This is a genomic window from Peterkaempfera bronchialis (assembly GCF_003258605.2).
In the GTDB taxonomy this organism is placed as follows: domain Bacteria; phylum Actinomycetota; class Actinomycetes; order Streptomycetales; family Streptomycetaceae; genus Peterkaempfera; species Peterkaempfera bronchialis.
In genome coordinates, this window is the sequence record NZ_CP031264.1 from 6,921,998 (window position 1) to 6,938,696 (window position 16,699).

Here is a 16,699-nt window from a genome sequence, read left to right on the forward strand (position 1 = left end):
GCCGGTGGTGCGGGTCGGGCGGTCATGAGTCCGCCGCGTGGGTCCGCTCCCCGGCCAGCCAGGTGCCGAGGACGGCGATGTCCGGTACCTCATGCGGATCGCAGGCCCGGGGGTCGCGGTCGAGCCACACCAGGTCCGCGACCTGACCGGGGGCCAGGACGCCCCGGTCGTCGGCCATCGCCTGGTGGGCGACGCCCGAGGTGTAGCAGCCGAGCGCCGCCTCCATGCCGATCCGCTCCTCCGGCAGCCAGCCGCCGCGCGGCTCCCGCTGCGGCGTCTGCCGGGTGACGGCGACCGGCAGCCCGGCCAGCGGCCGGTGGTCGGTGACCGGCCAGTCGCTGCCGAACGACACCCGGGCGCCGCTGCGCAGCAGCGATGCCATCGGGTACTGCCGGTCGCTCCGGTCGGCGCCCAGGCGGGGCATGGTGAGGTCGCGCATCACCGGGTCGGCCTGGAGCCAGAGCGGCTCGACATTGGGGATGACGCCGAGTTCGGCGAAGCGAGGCAGGTCGGCCGGGTCGACCAGCTGGACATGGGCGATCACCGGGCGGCGGTCCCGGGGGCCGTTCACCTCGGTCAGCTGGGCGAGGGCGTCCAGCGCGGTGCGGGTCCCGGCGTCGCCGATCGCGTGCAGATGGGCCTGCATGCCCAGCCGGTCGACCTCCACCAGCGCCTCGCGCAGGTCGGCGGCGGGCCAGACCGGCATGCCCCTGGTGCAGGGGTCGTCGGCGTACGGGGCGAGCAGCGCCGCCGTGCGGTTCTCGATGATCCCGTCGACAAAGAACTTGACCGTGCGGGCCGTGAGCCGGGGGTGCCCCGCCGCCTCGACCCGGTCCCGGTCGGCCGCGAACTCCGCGAGCTGCCCGCGCCACCGGGACGGGTCGGCCCGCAGGGCCAGATTGACCCGGGTGGCCAGTGCGCCCCGCCGGGCCGCCTCCAGATACCCGTCGACCGCGTCGTGCTCGACCCAGGCGTCCTGGATCCAGGTGACACCGGCGGCGGCATAGGTCCGGGTGGCCACGGTCAGCGCCCGTACCCGCTCCTCGGTGGTGCGGGCGGGGGCGGCGTCCAGGACGGCGTCCACCGCGTCCCACTCCACCATGGTGCCCAGCAGGGTCCCGTCCGGGCGGCGGGCGAACCGGCCGCGTGCGCTGTCCTGTACGGAGTCGTCCAGACCGGCCCGGCGCATCGCCTCGGTGTTGCACCAGAGCGTGTGGTAGTCCCAGGCGCGGAGCGCCACCGGCCGGTCGGGCACCGCCTCGTCCAGCCAGCGGGCGTCGAAGAGGCCGTCGGGGGCGAGGGTGGAGTCATAGCTGCCGCCGAGGATCCAGTCGCCGTCCGGGTGCTCGTCCGCGTAGCGGCGGACCTCGGCGACGATCTCCGCCACGCTGCGGCACGGCCTGATCCGGGGGCCGAGCGATTCGAACCCGCCCTGGTCCGGGTGGCAGTGGCCGTCGCCGAAGGCGGGCATCAGCAGCCCGCCGCCCAGGTCCAGGACCTCGTCGGCCGCGTCGGTCAGCGCCTCCGCCGCCGCGCCCAGGGCGGCGATCCGGCCGTCCCGTACGGCGAGTGCGGTCGGTCTCGCCGCGTCCCCCGGCAGGCCGGCGGGACCGCCCGGACCGGTCTGGCCGGTCTGGCCGGTCTGGCCGGTCCAGAGGGTGGCGTGGCGGAACACGGTGATGGGCATGGGGTGGCTCCCGAAGCGAATGCCATTCGTTTTAGTGGACGCAGGCTAGACTCACGGAGCGACGTTTGGGAAGAAGGGTGCGGCACATTCGATGAGCGCCGGCACACGAGGGGTGGGACGCCCGAACACCCCCGTGCTCGACCGCGGAGCGATCGTGCGCGCCGCGCTGGACCTGCTGGACGAGGCGGGGGCCAAGGGGTTCTCGATCGCCCTGCTGGCCCAGCGGCTGCGGGTGCGGCCGTCGTCCCTGTACAACCACGTCAAGGGCAAGGACGACATCCTGGCGGGCGTCCGCGAGCTGGTGACCGCCCCGATCGACGCCGGGGCGTTCGAGACCCTGCCCTGGGACGAGGCCCTGGTGAGCTGGGCCAGGCTCTACCGGGCGGCCTTCGCCGCCCATCCGCAGACCATCTCCCTGCTGGCGACGATCCCCGTCTCCGGTGCGCACCGCACCCTGCGCATGTACGAGGCCGTGGTGCGCGGACTGGAACGCGGCGGCTGGCCCACCGAGGCCGTCATCCCGGTCCTGGTCGGGGTGGAGTCCTTCATCCTGGGCTCGGCGCTCGACCTGGTCGCGCCGCCCACCATGTTCGACCCCGGCCCGGACTCCCCCGAAGTGCCCCGGTTCACCGCCGCCGTACGCGCCCGCGACCAGGCCGCCGACGCCCAGCGGCGGCCGGCGGCCGACCTGGCCTTCGAGGTCTCGCTGCTCGCGCTGGTCCACGGCCTGCGGGCACGCCTCGCCGGGGAACGCGCCGACCGCACCGCCGACGGCGGCGCACCGCCGCTCGGGTAGCACGTCGGCCGCCACCACCGCTGCCCGGCATACGATCTGACGGGCAGTCGGACCGGGCCGAGTGGACGGCCCGGACGGCAAGGCCCGCACCCGGAGGGTCCCCGATGTCCACCGAACCCCTCGCCACGGCGATCGAACGGCTCCCGCTCGTGGACCACCACGTCCACGGCGCGCTGCGCCATGACGTCGACCGGGCGGCGCTGGAGCTGATGCTCACCGAGTCCGACCGGCCCGGTCCGCCGGGGACCACCCAGTTCGACTCCCAGCTCGGCTTCGCGGTCCGGCGGTGGTGCGCCCCCGTACTGGGCCTGGAACCCCACGCCGCACCCGAGGCATACCTGGCACGGCGCGGGGAGCTGGGAGCCGAGGAGGTCACCCGCCGGCTGCTCGCCGCCGCCGGCGTCGCCCAGTACCTGCTGGAGACCGGCTACCAGGCCGACGACCTCCTCGGCCTCGACGGCATGGCCCGGGCCTCCGGGCGCCCGGTGGGCGAGATCGTCCGGCTGGAGTCCGTACTTGAGGACCTCGCCCGGACCGGGGTCGCCGCCGCAGACCTCCCCGCGCGGTTCCATGAGGCGCTGGCCGTACGGACGGCGGACGCCGTGGGCCTCAAGAGCATCGTCGCCTACCGCCATGGCTTCGACTTCGACCCCGAGCGGCCCACCGACCGCCAGGTCGTCTCAGCGGCCGGCCCCTGGCTCCGCGAGGTCGAGGCCACCGGCACCGCCCGGGTGGCCGACCCGGTGCTGCTCCGCCACCTCCTCTGGGCGGGCGTCGACCGGGGCCTGCCCCTCCAACTGCACGTCGGATACGGCGACCCGGACGTCGAACTGCACCGCTGCGACCCGCTGCTGCTCACCCGGTTCATCAAGAACGTCGAACCGTACGGCGTCGACCTGCTGCTGCTGCACTGCTACCCGTTCCACCGCAACGCCGGCTATCTGGCCCAGGTCTTCCCGCATGTCTACTTCGACGTCGGACTCGGTGTGAACCACACCGGGATGCGCTCCGACGCCGTCGTGGCCGAGTCGCTGGAGCTGGCACCCTTCGCCAAGATCCTCTTCTCCTCCGACGCCTGGGGCCCACCCGAGCTGCACCACCTCGGTGCGCTGCTGTGGCGCCGTGGGATGCTGCGCGCCCTGACGCCGTGGGTCGCCGGCGGTGAGTGGGCCGCCGCCGACGCCGTCCGGGTGGCCCGCCTGATCGGGCATGACAACGCACGGCGCGTCTACCGGCTGGCAGATGACGGGTGATCACGGCCGTCGGCGGCCCGGCGCCGCCCGTCGGTGAGGTCGGCGGGCGGCGCGGGGTGGGGTGGTGGGGGTGTGGGGGTTCAGCAGGTGAGGTTGGAGCCGGGGGTGGTGCCGAGGATCTGGGTGAAGCGCTGGTAGGCGTCGATGCGGCTCTGGACCTGGGCGGGGTTGCGGCCGTTGCATTCCAGGGAGCCGTTGATGCTGCGGATGGTCTCGCCGAAGCCGCGGCCGTTGACGATGGCGTTGTGGGGGGTCATGGTGCCGGGGCCGGTCTGGGTGTTCCAGTACCAGAGGGCGGTCTTCCAGGCGACGGCGGAGTCGGTCTGGACGAGGTTGGGGTTGTGGAGGAGGTCGATGCCGAGGGCGTCGCCGGCGGCTTTGTAGTTGAAGTTCCAGCTGAGTTGGATGGGGCCGCGGCCGTAGTAGGCGGCTTGTCCGGCGGGGCAGCCGTAGGGTTGGCCGGTGTCGCAGTAGTGGGGGTAGTTGGCGGTGTTCTGCTCGACCACGTAGACCAGGCCGCCGGTCTCGTGGCTGACGTTGGCGAGGAAGGCGGCGGCCTCCTGCTTCTTGACGGTGTCGCTGCCGGTGGTGGCGAAGCCGGGGTAGGCACCGAGCGCGGCGGTCAGGCCGCTGTAGCTGTAGAAGGAGTTCCGACCCGGGAACATCTGGTTGAACTGCGCCTCGCTGACCACAAAGCCGCTGGGGTTCGGCGGCGTGCCGCCGCCCGAGGGTGCGCGCCACTTCTGGTTGGCGCCGCCGGTACAGGTCCAGATCTGGAGCCGGGTGCCATTGGCGGAGCTGTTGCCGGTGGCATCGAGGCACTTGTCGGCCTGGGGGTTGACGATGTCGTTGGCGGCGGTGACAACCCACTTCTGGTTGGCGCTGCCGGCGCAGTCCCAGAGTTGCACGGTGGAACCGTTGGCGGTGCCACGGTCGGTGATGTCGAGACACTTGCCGAGGGCCCGTATGGTGCCGTCGGAGGCGAGGGTCCACTGCTGGGCGGCGGTGCCGTTGCAGTCGTAGAGCTGCACCGGGGTGCCGTTGGCGCTGCTGGCGGCAGCGACATCCACGCACTTGCCTGCGATGCCGGTGATCTGCCCGGCGGGGTCGGCCGCGGCAGCCGGCACGGTGGCCAGCGCGGAGGAGAGGAGGGCTACCGCGAGCGCGGCTCCGGACCGGAGCGTGAGGCTCCTGAGGGGGGTCTTGGTCATCAGTCTGTGATCCACTTCTGATCAAGCGTTAATTCGAGGCTTGATTCAATGCGCGACGCCCGCTGTTTGTCAAGGATCTGTCAACCTCTGGCTCAAGGGCCCGAAGCCGCCGCATACAGGAAGTCCGCTGCACGACCGAGAGCCCCGCGACCACCGCCCCCAGCACCACCCAGCCCGCCGGACCGGCAGCCATCACCACCCCGGTCAGCAGCGGCGGCCCGGCGGACTTCTGGATGGACTGGGACATCCCGGCCACCCCCAGATAGGAGGCGCGGGCACCCTCGGGCGCCAGCAGGACCGCCAGCTCCCAGGAGCTCACCGAACGCATCAGCTCCGCCAGGGTGACCAGCAGCGCGGCGGCGAGCAGCACGGCCGTGGCCACCCGGCTGCCGCCCCGGGTGGCCGCCGCCATGGCCGTGCAGCACACCAGCATCGTCACCCCGGCCAGCAGCACCGCCCGGGTGGCCCGGCGCGGCCCCTCGGCCCTCGCCGACACACTCAGCTGGAGCACCACCACCAGCACGGTGTTGATGACCAGAAAGGCCGGGACGAGGGCGTGCGGCGCCGAGGTGCGGCTCACCAGCCAGAGCGGCAGGCCGACATTGAGGACCGAGTCGTCGAGGTTCATCGGGATGTCCAGCAGCACAAACGAGAGATAGCCGCGATCCCGCCATGGGCTCGCCCGACGCTCGCGCGGCTGCTTCCCGTCCACGGTCGCCGCCAGGGGAGCGGCGCCGTCGGACCGCGCCACCCGGACGCTGCTCTCCCGGGCCTCCCGAGTGCGCCACACCAGCGCCGCAGCGACCGCAAACGACAGTGCGTTGCCCAGGATCAGGGCCCGGTAGGCGTCGCGGGTCCCCACCGCCAGGCCGAAGGCCGCGATCCCCGCGCCGACGCCGTAGCCCGCGTTGGCCGCGCTGCGCGACAGCGCCTGATAGGCCGCGCGCCGCTCACCCGCCGCCCGGGTGGCGAACAGCATCTCCAGCGTCTTGGCCGCCCGGTCTCCCAGATAGGTGACGGCGACGACGGGGAGCAGCGCGTCAAAGCCGGTGCAGACCTGGAGCAGGCTGAGCGTCCCCAGGCGGAGCAGATGGCAGCCGATCAGCAGCGAGCGCACCGGGAAGCGGCCGGCCAGGCGCCCGGCCAGCGGTGAGCCGACGATGCCCGCCACCCCGGCCGCGCCCAGCAGCACACCGATCTGTTGCGCACTCAGATGCGACACCAAGGTGAAGTACAGGACCGAGGACGCGGCCCACAGCCCTGACCCGGTCCGGTCCACGGCCAGGGCGAGCAGCATGATCCGCGCGTCGCGCCCGCCCGGGGGATTGCGCAGCTGCGCTATCAGTCCCTGCCTGCCTCCGGTGCTGCGCCGCATCGCCTGTCCCCTCGGAAATATCTCGACGTCAAGAGACCAGGGGGCAGCCTGCCGGGAAATATTCTCGATGTCAAGATACTTGATGTCGACATACCTGGGCGGTGTGGTCAGCGGATGGCTCCCAGGCGGGTGGAGATCTCATGGGCGGCCGCGATCACCAGGGGTGCCAGCTCCGGCACCTTCTCGCTCGGAATGCGCTCTGCGGGCGCCGAGACACTGATGGCGCTTGAGCACGCCCCCGACTGGTCGAAGACCGGGGCCGCCACGCAGCGGATGCCCTCCTCGTGCTCGACGTCGTCAACTGCGTAGCCCTGCTTTCTGATCCTGCTCAGTGCGGCCCGCAGGCCCTCGGCCGTGGTGATCGTCCGGGGGGTGCGCGCCGGCATGCCGTTCTCGATCACCAGGTCGACGGTCTCGGCTGTCGCGTGGGCCAGCATGGCCTTGCCGACGCTGGTGCAGTACGCGGGGGCGCTGTGCCCGATCCGGGAGAACATCCGGACCGGGTGCGCGGTGTCCACCTTGTCGATGTAGACGATGTTCGGATAGTCGGCGACCACGAGGTGCACGGTCTCCCGGGTCTGCGACGCGAGCTTCTGAAGGACGTCGTGCATGCTGCGGGGGAGGTCAAGGCCCGCCAGATAGACATTGCCGAGCTGGGCGTTGCGCCACCCCAGGCGGTAGCGGCCGTTGGGGAGCTGTTCGATGAAGCGGGCCTCCAGGAGCGGCTGGACCAGCCGCAGCAGCGTGCTCTTGTTCATGTCCAGCTCGGCGCAGAGTTCGGCGACCGAGTATCCGGTGCCGTCGGTCGCCTCTCCCAGCTGGAGAAGGATGGACAGCGCTCGGCGCAGCGACGCCGAATTGTTGCGAAGCCCCGGGGTCGGGCTCAGCTCCGGGCTCACCTGGGGTGTTCCTCTCTTCTCGGGGTGCGGCCGGCCTTGGGCGTACGGCTTCGCCGAGGCCGCTGGACTATACGTGCCCCGCGCTCCGGGCGTTCACCGTCGACGCTTTCCCACCTGCTGGCTGGGCCTTGACAGCACTATGACGCGTCGGTAAGCATTCTGCAATGCATCTCGCTGGATTGCAATGCAGAACGCGCCTCGGATCAGCGGAACGCCGAGCCAACCACCAGAGGTTCAGATGAAGAAGCAGCACGACCATGTCTTCCGCTCTGCCGCAGCAGTCGTGGCCTGTGCGACGGCTGCGACGGTCGCGGTGGGGTGCTCCCCGCCCAGGAGCAGCGCGACCGCCAAGGGCATCACCGTGGCGGAGACCTCCGCGCCCACCACGCTCGACCCCCAGGGGTCGAGCTACTTCTCCGACCGGTTCGCCTGGCAGCTCTCCTACCAGTGCCTGCTGACCACCACCCCCGAAGGGAAGGTCGAGCCGCAACTGGCCACCGGCTACAAGCGGTCCGCCGACGGCCTCACGTACACCTTCGACCTCAGACCGGGCGTCAAGTTCCAGAACGGGGAGACGCTGACGGCCGACGATGTCGCCTACACCTTCGACCGGCTGAAGCGCAGCCCCGACGGGATAGCCGAGGAACTCTTCCCCACCCTGGAGAAGGCCACGGCGGCCGGCGACTCGACCGTTGCGTTCCACCTCAAGCGCCCCGACGCCGGCTTCGTCAACAACATGGCCAACCCGCTGGTCTGGGGCTGCGCCGTGATGAACAAGAAGGCCGCCACCTCCGAGAACATGGCGACCCGGATGGTCGGCACGGGCCCGTGGGCGCAGGAGTCGTACCGCCCCAACAGCGAACTCAGGCTCAAGCGCTTCACCGGCTACTGGGACCGGAAGACGGCGTCGGAGAACCTCTCCATCCTCTATGTCCCGGGCGCCTCCACCCAGGTCAGCGACCTTCAGGCCGGTGCGGTCGACCTGATCTTCACCGGTACGTCAAGCGCCAGGACGCTCTCCGGCTCCGACAAGTTCGACGTCAAGAACGTGCCGACGGACTCGACGATCTTCCTTCAGGTGAACAACCTCACCAAGCCGTTCGACAATGTGAAGGTCCGCCAGGCCCTCGCCCTGGCCCTCGACCGCGACAGCCTCGCGGAGCAGGCGTACAGCGGCGGCGGCGCCCGCGCCAGCGTCTACATCCCCGGTGGGGAGTCCTGGGCGCCCGCCCCGGCCGATGTGCCGTACTCCACCCCGAACATCGCCAAGGCCAAGGAACTCCTCAAGGAGGCCGGCCACCCCGACGGCTTCTCCGCGCCCCTGATGTACATCAGCGGATACGACCCCGGGACCAACGACCTGGTCGCCGCCGTCCAGAACCAGCTCGCCAAGGTCGGCATCAAGATCCAACTGGACCCGCAGGAGCGCGGCACCTGGGGCGACAAGCTCACCAGCGCCCAGTACGCCCTCAGCTGGAACGCCCAGTCGTACTACTCCAACCCGTACCAGTATGTGCAGCCGGCCGAGGGCCGTCAGGGACCCGTCCCGGACGCGCTGCGCAAGCTGCTGGAGGCCGCCCAGCACGCCGGCGACCAGACCGCCTACCAGCAGGCGCTGATCGCCGTCGAGAACTGGGAGGCCGAGAACGTCTACCCCACCCTCACACTGCTCGCCACCAACACCCTGGTCGCGTACCGGAAGGGGCTGAGCGGGGTGGAGATGCCGCCGAGCCAGAGCCGCGCGTTCCTGGCCCAGGTGAGCCGTGGCTAGCACCCCGGAGCTGGACCAACCCCCGGCCGACGCGGCGGCCCGGGCCGTACCGGAGCCGGAGCCGCTGCTCACCGTCGACGGACTCACCGTCCGCTACGGCTCGGCCGAGCGGGCCGCCGTGGACGATGTCTCCTTCGGCATCCGGCGCGGCGACCGGGTCGGGCTGGTCGGCGAGTCCGGGTCCGGCAAGTCGACCCTGGCGGCGGCCATCCTGCGCCTCCTTCCGCCCGCAGCCGCAGTCTCCGGCCGCATCGAGCTGGACGGCCTCGACCTGATGGACCTCAAGCCGTCGGAGCTGCGCGCCCTGCGCAGCACCCGGATGGCCCGCGTCCCGCAGGACCCGCTGGGCAACCTCAACCCGGTCTTCACCATCGGCCGGCAGCTGTCCGACGTCGTCTCCGCACACCGGTCGATCGGCCGCCGCGAGCGCACGGCGACCGTCGAGGACGCCCTTCGCCGGGTCGGCATCGGCGACGCCGAGGTGAAGCGCCGCAGCTACCCGCATGAGTTGTCCGGAGGCATGCGGCAGCGCGTGATGATCGCGATGGCGCTGCTGAACCATCCCGATCTGCTGATCGCCGACGAGCCCACGACGGCGCTCGATGTCACCGTCCAGGCGCAGGTCGTGGAACTGCTGCGGGAGCGGGTGGCCGGCGCCGGCATGACGCTGCTGCTCATCTCGCACGACGTCGGCGTGATCTCCGAACTCTGCACCACCGTGATGGTGATGTACGGCGGACGCATCGTGGAGACGGGCGCGGCCTCCGAAGTCCTGACCCGCCCCACCCACCCATACACCAGGTCCCTGCTCCGGGCCGCCCGAGGCAGGGTCGCCGGCCACGGGGACGACCCGAGTGAGGTCGTGGCATGACCGAGAACCAGACACCGGCCGAGGAGCCGCAGGACGTGGTGCTCGACGTCCGTGGCGCGGTCAAGCACTTCCGTATGCGGCGCACCAGCCTGAAGGGAAAGCGCCCGGTGGTGCACGCCGTGGACGGCATCAGCGTGCGGCTGCGCGCCGGACGCACCCTCGGCCTGGTCGGGGAGTCGGGCTGCGGCAAGTCCACGCTCGGGCGGCTGATCACCGGCCTGGAGGCCCCGACGTCCGGCTCCGTGCTGGTCGGACTCGACCGGCGGTCCATCACCACCAGCGTCGGCAGCGGAAAGGTACAGGCCGTCTTCCAGGACCCCGCGAGCGCGCTCGACCCACGGATGACGGTGCGGGCCAGCGTCGCCGAGGCGCTGGGCGGCGTCCCCAAGCCCGAGCGGGAGAAGCGCGTGGACGACGTCTTCGCGGCCGTCGGCCTGGTACCCGAACTCGGGACCCGCTATCCGCACCAGCTCTCCGGTGGCCAGCAGCAGCGCGTCTGCATCGCCCGCGCGCTGGTCGCCGAACCGGACCTCATCCTGCTGGACGAGGCGGTCAGCTCCCTTGACGCCTCCTTGCAGGCCCAGGTGCTGGACCTGCTGGAGCGGTTGCAGCGCGAGACCGGCACCGCCTATGTGTTCATCTCTCACGACCTGCGTGCGGTGCGTCAGATCAGCCACTCCATGGCGGTCATGTACCTGGGGCAGATCGTGGAGGAGGCACCCGCCGACTCCTTCGACCAGGGCCTGCTGCATCCCTACTCCGTGGCCCTCCGCTCCACCGAGCCCAGGATCTTCCAGGACGACACGCACCCCGAGCGCATCGTGCTGCGGGGCGAGCCGCCGAGCGCGGTCGACCCGCCGACCGGCTGCCGGTTCGCGCCGCGCTGCCCGATCGCCGACGACCACTGCCGCCAAATCGCGCCCGCACTCGAGGAAGTGACCACCGCTCACCGGGTGCGCTGCCACAAGCCGGGCGAACTCACCCTGACACCAGCCGCGCCCCACCGATCCGCCACGATGGCGGAATCCTAGGAGGAGAACCTTGATCCTCTACCTGGCAAAGAAGCTCGCCGGGGCCGTCGGCGTCCTGCTGGTGCTCTCGGCGCTGGTGTTCTTCGCCGGTCGCGGGCTGGTGCCGGGCAACCCCGCGGTCGTGATCGCCGGGCCCAAAGCCTCCCCCGAGACGCTTGCCGCCATCGAGCACAAACTCGGGCTCGACCAGCCGATCTACCGCCAGTACCTCGACTGGCTCACCGGCGCCCTGCACGGTGACTTCGGGGTGTCGCCCATCTCCGGCCAGAACAACCTGCATGTGATCGCCCAGCAGGCGCCGATCTCGATCGAACTGGCGCTGATGGGCCTCATCACGGCGGTGCTCATCGGCCTCCCGGTCGGCGTGATCGCGGCCAACCACTCGGGCAAGGGCACCGACTGGGGCATCCGCATCCCGCTGCTGGTGGTGTTCGCCTTCCCCGGATTCGTGTCGGGCTCCGCCGCGCTCTACCTGGCAGCGCACTACCTGACCAACCTCTACTCGGCGAGCTACATCCCCTTCTCCGACAGCAGCATCGGCAACCTTCAGACCATGCTGCTGCCGGCGCTCTCGGTCGGCATCCCCACCGCACCCCTGGTGGCCCAGATGACCCGGTCGTCCATGATCGAGGTGCTCGCCCAACCACACATCGCCACGGCGCGCACCAATGGCATCGCGGAGTGGCGCATCAGGTACGTCTACGCCCTGCGCGCGGCCCTGCCACCGGTGCTCACCCTGATCGGATTCATCTTCGGCTTCCTCGTCGGCGGTCTCTTCATCGTGGAGGAGATCTTCAGCCTGCCGGGGATCGGGCGCGGGGTGCTCGCCTCCATCTCCAACCGGGACTTCTCCCAACTCACCGCGCAGGCACTCGTCGTGGCCGGCGCCTTCATCCTCGGCAATCTGCTGGTCGACCTCGCGCTGCCGTTGGTCGACCGGCGCATCATCCACAGATAGGAAGCGGGAGTCAGCGTGACCAACACCGCCGTCCGCCCATCCCGGCCCGCCCCCGCGCGCTCCCGCCGCTGGCCGGTGCGCGGGCTCGTCGCCAACATCGCGCTCCTCCTCATCGCCGGATACATCCTGCTGGCGATCTTCGGCTCCGCCATCGCGCCGTACGGCCCCAACGACGTCGGCGCCGGTCCGCGCCTGACCCCGCCGTCGTCGGCCCACTGGCTGGGGACGGACGCCCTCGGACGCGACCAGCTCTCCCGCATCGTCGCGGCGGCCCGCCCGGCGCTGCTGTCGGCGACCTACGCGGTGCTGTTCGCCGTGGTGATCGGCACCGGGATCGGCATCGCGGCCGGGTTCCTGGGCCGCTTCTGGGACGGAGCCCTGTCGCGCATCGTCGACCTGCTGTTCGCCATTCCGGAGTACCTGCTGGCGATCCTGGTGATCGCGGTGATGGGCAGCGGCCTGCTCAATGCCTCGCTCGCCATCGGCATCGTGGGCATCCCGCGCTTCGCACGCATCGCCCGGGGATCGACGCTGGAGGTCGCACGGCGCAGCTTCGTGGACGCGGCCCGCCTCTGCGGACGCGGTCGGCTCTGGATCGTGTTCCGACACATCCTGCCCAATATCGCCTCCCCGCTGGTCATCATGACCGCGATCAACCTGTCGACCGCAGAGGGGGCGTATGCCGCACTCAGCTTCCTCGGATTCGGCGTCCGCCCTCCCGACGCGGACTACGGCAGCATGATCTCGTCGTCCCAGCAGTACCTGCTCACCGACCCCTGGGTCGTCGCGTTCCCCTCGATCGCGTTTGTGCTGCTCGTCCTCGCCTTCAACCTGCTCGGCGACGTCCTGCGTGACCGACTGGACCCCCACACCCGCACCGCAGCCGGTGCCTGACACACCCACCCTCACCCACACCGCAGGAGAACCACCACCGTGTCCGACTTCACCGCCGTGCTGGACGGCCGAGTCCCCGAGATCCTCGCCCGGCACGGCGTGCCCGGAACCGCCGTCGGCATCATGTCCGGCGACGAGACCACGCTGCTCGGCTACGGCGTCACCAATGTGGCGCACAGCCTCCCGGTCGACCCCGACACGATCTTCCAGGTCGGCTCGATCTCCAAGACGCTGCTCGGCTTTGTCATCGGGCGCCTGATCGACCGGGGCCAGGTCGAGCTGGACCACCCCGTGGCACCGCTCTTCCCCGCCGGGACCGGCATCGACCAGCGCATCACGCTGCGGCACCTGATCACGCACACCTCGGGCATCGACGCCCAGAACATGATCGCCGACGCCCCGCGCCTCCTCGCCGACCACGCGGACGACTCCATCCAGGCGTCGCTGCCCCACTTCGTCCGCCGGCCGCTGCTCTTCGCACCGGGCACGGACTACTCCTACAGCGGCCCGGGGATCATGCTGGCCGCCGCCGTGGTGGAGCGCGTCACCGGTCGGCACTATGCGGACGTCCTCCAGGACGAGGTACTCGACCCGGCCGGCATGTCGGGGACCTTCACCACCGCCGACCAGGTCGTGACCCGCCGGGTTGCCGCACCGCACGGCCGCGACCGGCAGGGCCGGCCGACGCTGCTGGTGGACCAGGGATGGCAGCGGCACTGGCAGCTCCCCGGGTGGGACGTGCCCGGCGGCGGCGTCCTCAGCACCGTGCGCGACCTCATGCGGTACGCCACCCAGGTGACCTCCGCTGAGGCACCCGGCGGTCTCTTCCAGGTCCAGGCGCACCGCAGCGCGGGCCGCGACATCGGACTCGCCTGGATGCTGGAGCAGGTCGCGGGCAGACCGGCCATGCTGCACGACGGACTGACGATCGGCTATGCGACCCGCCTGCTGCTCATCCCGTCGGAGCGCTTCGCCTGCGCGATCCTGACCAACTCGCTGGAGGGCGCGGCCGCGGTGGAGGAGATCGAGCGGCTGATCCTCACCGAGGCGTTCGGTGAGCTGCCGCCCAGGGAGCTGCGCCCCGTCGACGCCGAGCTGGCCGACGCGCTGCTGGGCACCTATGACTGCGGCTTCTACGGCACGATCACCCTCGTCCGGGGCGCCGCCGAAGGCGAGATGCGCATCATCGCGAACCCGGCTCCGGCCGACGCGGACGGGTACCTCATCGCGCTGGACTCTCCCGACCGGCTCGTCCTGGCCCCGCCGGACACGCTGGTCGCACTCGGCCCCGACGGCCCCTTGGGCGATGCCGTCTCCTTCACCCGGGAGCCCGACGGCACCGTCCCGGCCCTGCGGTACCACGAACGGATCGCCCACCGGGTCTCCTGACCCCGCGCCACGGCGAGCCACCCCGGGTGGCTCGCCGTGGCATGTCCGGTCGGTGCGCTCGCCGTCCCGCAGGGCCCTTCGGCGGTCAGCGGCGGGCGCCCAGCCGCCGGGAGATCTCCTCGGCGGCGGCGGCCACCAGCGCTCCCAGCTCCGGCACCCGCTCGGCGGTGACCCGCCCGGCCGGCCCGGAGACGCTGACCGCGCAGGCCGCAGCGCCGGCGTGGTCGAAGACCGGCGCCGCGACGCAGCGGATGTCGGGCTCGTTCTCGATGTCGTCCACCGCGTAGCCGCGCCGGCGGATCACCGCGAGGTCGGCGCGGAGCGCTGCCTCGGTGGTGTGGGTGCGCGGGGTGCGCTGCGGCAGGCCGTGCGCGATCACGGCGTTCACCGCGTCGGCGTCGGCGTGCGCCAGCAGCGCCTTGCCCACGCCGGTGCAGTGCGCCGACTGGCGGCTGCCGATCCGGGAGTACATCCGCACCGGTTGCAGGCTGTCGACCTTGTCGAGGTACACCACCTCCGGCAGGTCGGCGATCACCAGATAGGTGGTCTCCCCGGTGTCGGCGGTCAGCTGCTCCAGCACATCGTGCGCCGTGTCCCGCAGGTCCAGCCGCTCCAGGTAGGTCTGCCCGAGCTGCGCCGTGCGCCACCCCAGCCGGTACCGGCCGGTGTCCGCGTCCTGCTCCACCAGCCGCACCTCGCAGAGCGGGGCCAGCAGCCGCAGCAGCGTGCTCTTGTTCATGCTCAGGCCCGACGCCAGCTCGGAGAGGGTGGCCCCCCGTACGGCGTCGTCCCCGCCGAGGTGCAGCAGGATGGCAAGCGCCCGCCGCAGGGAGGCGGAGTTGTTGCGCGCCGCCGTGGCCTTCTCGTCGGTCGTGGTCATGCGTCCTCCCCCCGCCGTAGCCCGCGCCCCGGCCTGGCCCCGGTCAGCGCCCGGTCGCGCAGTACGAACTGCCCACCGACCAGCACATGGTCGACCCCGTCGGCCGGGCGGCGCGGATCGGCGTACTCGGCACGGTCGGTGACCCCGGCCGGGTCGACCACGGCCAGGTCCGCGACCAGGCCGCTGCGGACGATCCCCCGACCGGCCAGCCCGAACCGCCGCGCCGGATGCCCGGCCAGGTGCAGCGCCGCCTCCCCCCAGCTCCAGTCGGCCAGTTCGCGGGTGTGCCGCCCCAGCAGCCGTGCGAAGGTACCCCAGCCGCGCGGGTGCGGGCGGCTGCCCAGCAGGATGCCGTCCGACCCGGCCATATGCGCCTCGTGCCGCAGCAGCGTCCGCATGTCGGCCTCGGTGTTGGTGGGCGGCTGGGCGAAGACGCAGCCGGCCCCCAGGGCGCTCGCCGACACCAGCTCGCAGACCAGCTCGCCGGCCGCCAGCGACGCCTTCCCGGCGGCCTCGCGCAGCGGCAGTCCCTCCGCCCAGGCCCATGCGTCCGCCCCCACATAGGAGAGCGTGATCCGGTCCAGTACGTCGTCGATCGCCGGGAACCACTCCCGCGCCAGCCGGTTGCGGACCTCCGGGTCGGCGAGCTGCGCCAGCGTGTCCTCCGGGCCCCGGCGCTGGACGTCGGCGGGCAGCGCCACCATCGCCAGGATGCTGCTGCCCCGCAGATACGGATAGGCGTCGAAGGTGACGTCCAGCCCCTCCCCACGGGCGCCGTCGACCAGCCCGGTCAGCATGTTCGCCGGGCCGTGGTAGTGCGACACATGCGTGGCCACCGCCGAGCGGCGCGCGATCTCGGCGACCTCGGCCATGCCGCGCCAGGCGTCGGCCTCGTAGCCGCGCATATGGGTCACGTAGACGCCGCCCGCCGAGGCCACCGGCGCGCAGAGCGCCGCCACCTCCGCCGCATCGGCGAACCGCCCCGGTACGTACTCCAGCCCCGTCGAGAGCCCCACCGCGCCGTCGGCCAGCGCCCGTTCCACCATCCCGCGCATCGCCGCGAGCTGCCCGGCATCCGCCGCCGCGTCGGAGAACCCCATCACCTCGGCCCGGATGGTGCCCGCCGGCGCCAGATAGGCCACGTTCAACGCGGTCGCCCGGTCGTAGTGCGCCAGCAGGTCCGCCACCGTGCAGCCCTCGGCCAGCGCCGCCGGGCACGGCCCGTTCACCGGCCCGAAGTACCGCGACACCGCCGCGATCGTGGGTGCCGAGGCCGGCGCGAACGACAGTCCGTCCTGCCCCAGGACCAGCGTCGTCACCCCCTGCCGCAGCGCCGCCAGCTGGACCTCCTCGCTGTCCGCCAGCGCGTCGGCGTGCACATGCGCGTCCACGAACCCCGGCATCACATACCGGCCGGAGACATCCACCTCGGACGCCCCGGCGACGGCGTCCAGCCGTCCCACCGCCGCGATGCGCTCGCCGGCGACCGCGACATCGGCCCGGAACGGCGGCGCCCCCGTACCGTCGACCACCCAGCCGCCGCGCAGCACCACGTCGAACACGGGCAGCACCTCCCCATCCAGTCACGGCAGTGCGGGCTGCGGCTCTGGACGCCGCACCCACCCCTGCCCGGCTGACGCCGCATCCACCCTGCCATCAACCTCCGCGCGATTGCAACATATGA

At 71.8% G+C, this 16,699-nt stretch carries 14 protein-coding genes; 8 read left to right on the forward strand and 6 right to left on the reverse strand.

What is annotated here, in order from left to right; translation table 11 throughout:
- Nucleotides 1-22 precede the first annotated feature (22 nt).
- Nucleotides 23-1,687, reverse strand: a complete 1,665-nt coding sequence (locus C7M71_RS29585) for an amidohydrolase (RefSeq protein ID WP_111493477.1) — start codon at nt 1,685-1,687, stop codon at nt 23-25.
- 154 nt (nt 1,688-1,841) lie between these two features.
- Here C7M71_RS29585 and C7M71_RS29590 point away from each other — a divergent pair, with 154 nt between their 5' ends.
- Together C7M71_RS29590 and C7M71_RS29595 are read left to right on the forward strand one after the other, a co-directional pair.
- Nucleotides 1,842-2,483 carry a TetR/AcrR family transcriptional regulator gene (locus tag C7M71_RS29590; protein WP_229758999.1) on the forward strand — a complete coding sequence of 214 codons (642 nt, stop codon included), beginning with the start codon at nt 1,842-1,844 and terminating at the stop codon, nt 2,481-2,483.
- Between the two features lie 104 nt (nt 2,484-2,587).
- On the forward strand, nt 2,588-3,736 hold the full coding sequence (locus tag C7M71_RS29595; protein WP_111493473.1) for an amidohydrolase family protein: 1,149 nt from the start codon (nt 2,588-2,590) through the stop codon (nt 3,734-3,736).
- A gap of 80 nt (nt 3,737-3,816) precedes the next feature.
- On the opposite strand, the gene C7M71_RS29600 is transcribed toward C7M71_RS29595, so the two are convergent.
- The 3 genes from C7M71_RS29600 to C7M71_RS29610 form a co-directional block, all read right to left on the reverse strand.
- Complete coding sequence (locus C7M71_RS29600) at nt 3,817-4,947, reverse strand: glycoside hydrolase family 19 protein (protein WP_114914638.1); 1,131 nt, start codon at nt 4,945-4,947, stop codon at nt 3,817-3,819.
- Nucleotides 4,948-4,975: 28 nt separating this feature from the next.
- Nucleotides 4,976-6,322 carry an MFS transporter gene (locus C7M71_RS29605; protein WP_229759000.1) on the reverse strand — a complete coding sequence of 449 codons (1,347 nt, stop codon included), beginning with the start codon at nt 6,320-6,322 and terminating at the stop codon, nt 4,976-4,978.
- Nucleotides 6,323-6,429: 107 nt separating this feature from the next.
- Nucleotides 6,430-7,221, reverse strand: coding sequence for an IclR family transcriptional regulator (locus C7M71_RS29610; protein ID WP_111490273.1), 792 nt, complete (start codon nt 7,219-7,221; stop codon nt 6,430-6,432).
- 238 nt (nt 7,222-7,459) lie between these two features.
- On the opposite strand from C7M71_RS29610, the gene C7M71_RS29615 reads away from it, so the two are divergent.
- From C7M71_RS29615 to C7M71_RS29640, 6 genes are read left to right on the forward strand one after another with little or no spacing between them, the layout of a single operon-like run.
- Nucleotides 7,460-8,992 carry an ABC transporter substrate-binding protein gene (locus tag C7M71_RS29615; RefSeq protein ID WP_111490272.1) on the forward strand — a complete coding sequence of 511 codons (1,533 nt, stop codon included), beginning with the start codon at nt 7,460-7,462 and terminating at the stop codon, nt 8,990-8,992.
- Nucleotides 8,985-9,863 carry an ABC transporter ATP-binding protein gene (locus C7M71_RS29620; RefSeq protein WP_111490271.1) on the forward strand — a complete coding sequence of 293 codons (879 nt, stop codon included), beginning with the start codon at nt 8,985-8,987 and terminating at the stop codon, nt 9,861-9,863. Before C7M71_RS29615 ends, C7M71_RS29620 begins: the two co-directional genes overlap by 8 nt.
- On the forward strand, nt 9,860-10,894 hold the full coding sequence (locus tag C7M71_RS29625; RefSeq protein WP_229759001.1) for an oligopeptide/dipeptide ABC transporter ATP-binding protein: 1,035 nt from the start codon (nt 9,860-9,862) through the stop codon (nt 10,892-10,894). Before C7M71_RS29620 ends, C7M71_RS29625 begins: the two co-directional genes overlap by 4 nt.
- Nucleotides 10,895-10,904: 10 nt before the next feature.
- Nucleotides 10,905-11,852, forward strand: coding sequence for an ABC transporter permease (locus C7M71_RS29630; protein WP_111490270.1), 948 nt, complete (start codon nt 10,905-10,907; stop codon nt 11,850-11,852).
- A gap of 15 nt (nt 11,853-11,867) precedes the next feature.
- The gene (locus C7M71_RS29635; protein WP_111490269.1) at nt 11,868-12,746 is read left to right on the forward strand and encodes an ABC transporter permease; all 879 of its coding nucleotides are present in this window, start codon (nt 11,868-11,870) and stop codon (nt 12,744-12,746) included.
- 39 nt (nt 12,747-12,785) lie between these two features.
- A complete protein-coding gene (locus C7M71_RS29640; protein WP_111490268.1) occupies nt 12,786-14,135 on the forward strand; it encodes a serine hydrolase domain-containing protein in 1,350 nt (449 codons plus the stop codon).
- A gap of 85 nt (nt 14,136-14,220) precedes the next feature.
- On the opposite strand, the gene C7M71_RS29645 is transcribed toward C7M71_RS29640, so the two are convergent.
- Nucleotides 14,221-15,015 (reverse strand): IclR family transcriptional regulator, encoded by a 795-nt coding sequence (locus tag C7M71_RS29645; RefSeq protein WP_111490267.1) that lies wholly within the window; start codon nt 15,013-15,015, stop codon nt 14,221-14,223.
- Nucleotides 15,012-16,577, reverse strand: a complete 1,566-nt coding sequence (locus C7M71_RS29650; protein WP_111490276.1) for an N-acyl-D-amino-acid deacylase family protein — start codon at nt 16,575-16,577, stop codon at nt 15,012-15,014. Before C7M71_RS29650 ends, C7M71_RS29645 begins: the two co-directional genes overlap by 4 nt.
- Nucleotides 16,578-16,699: the final 122 nt, after the last annotated feature.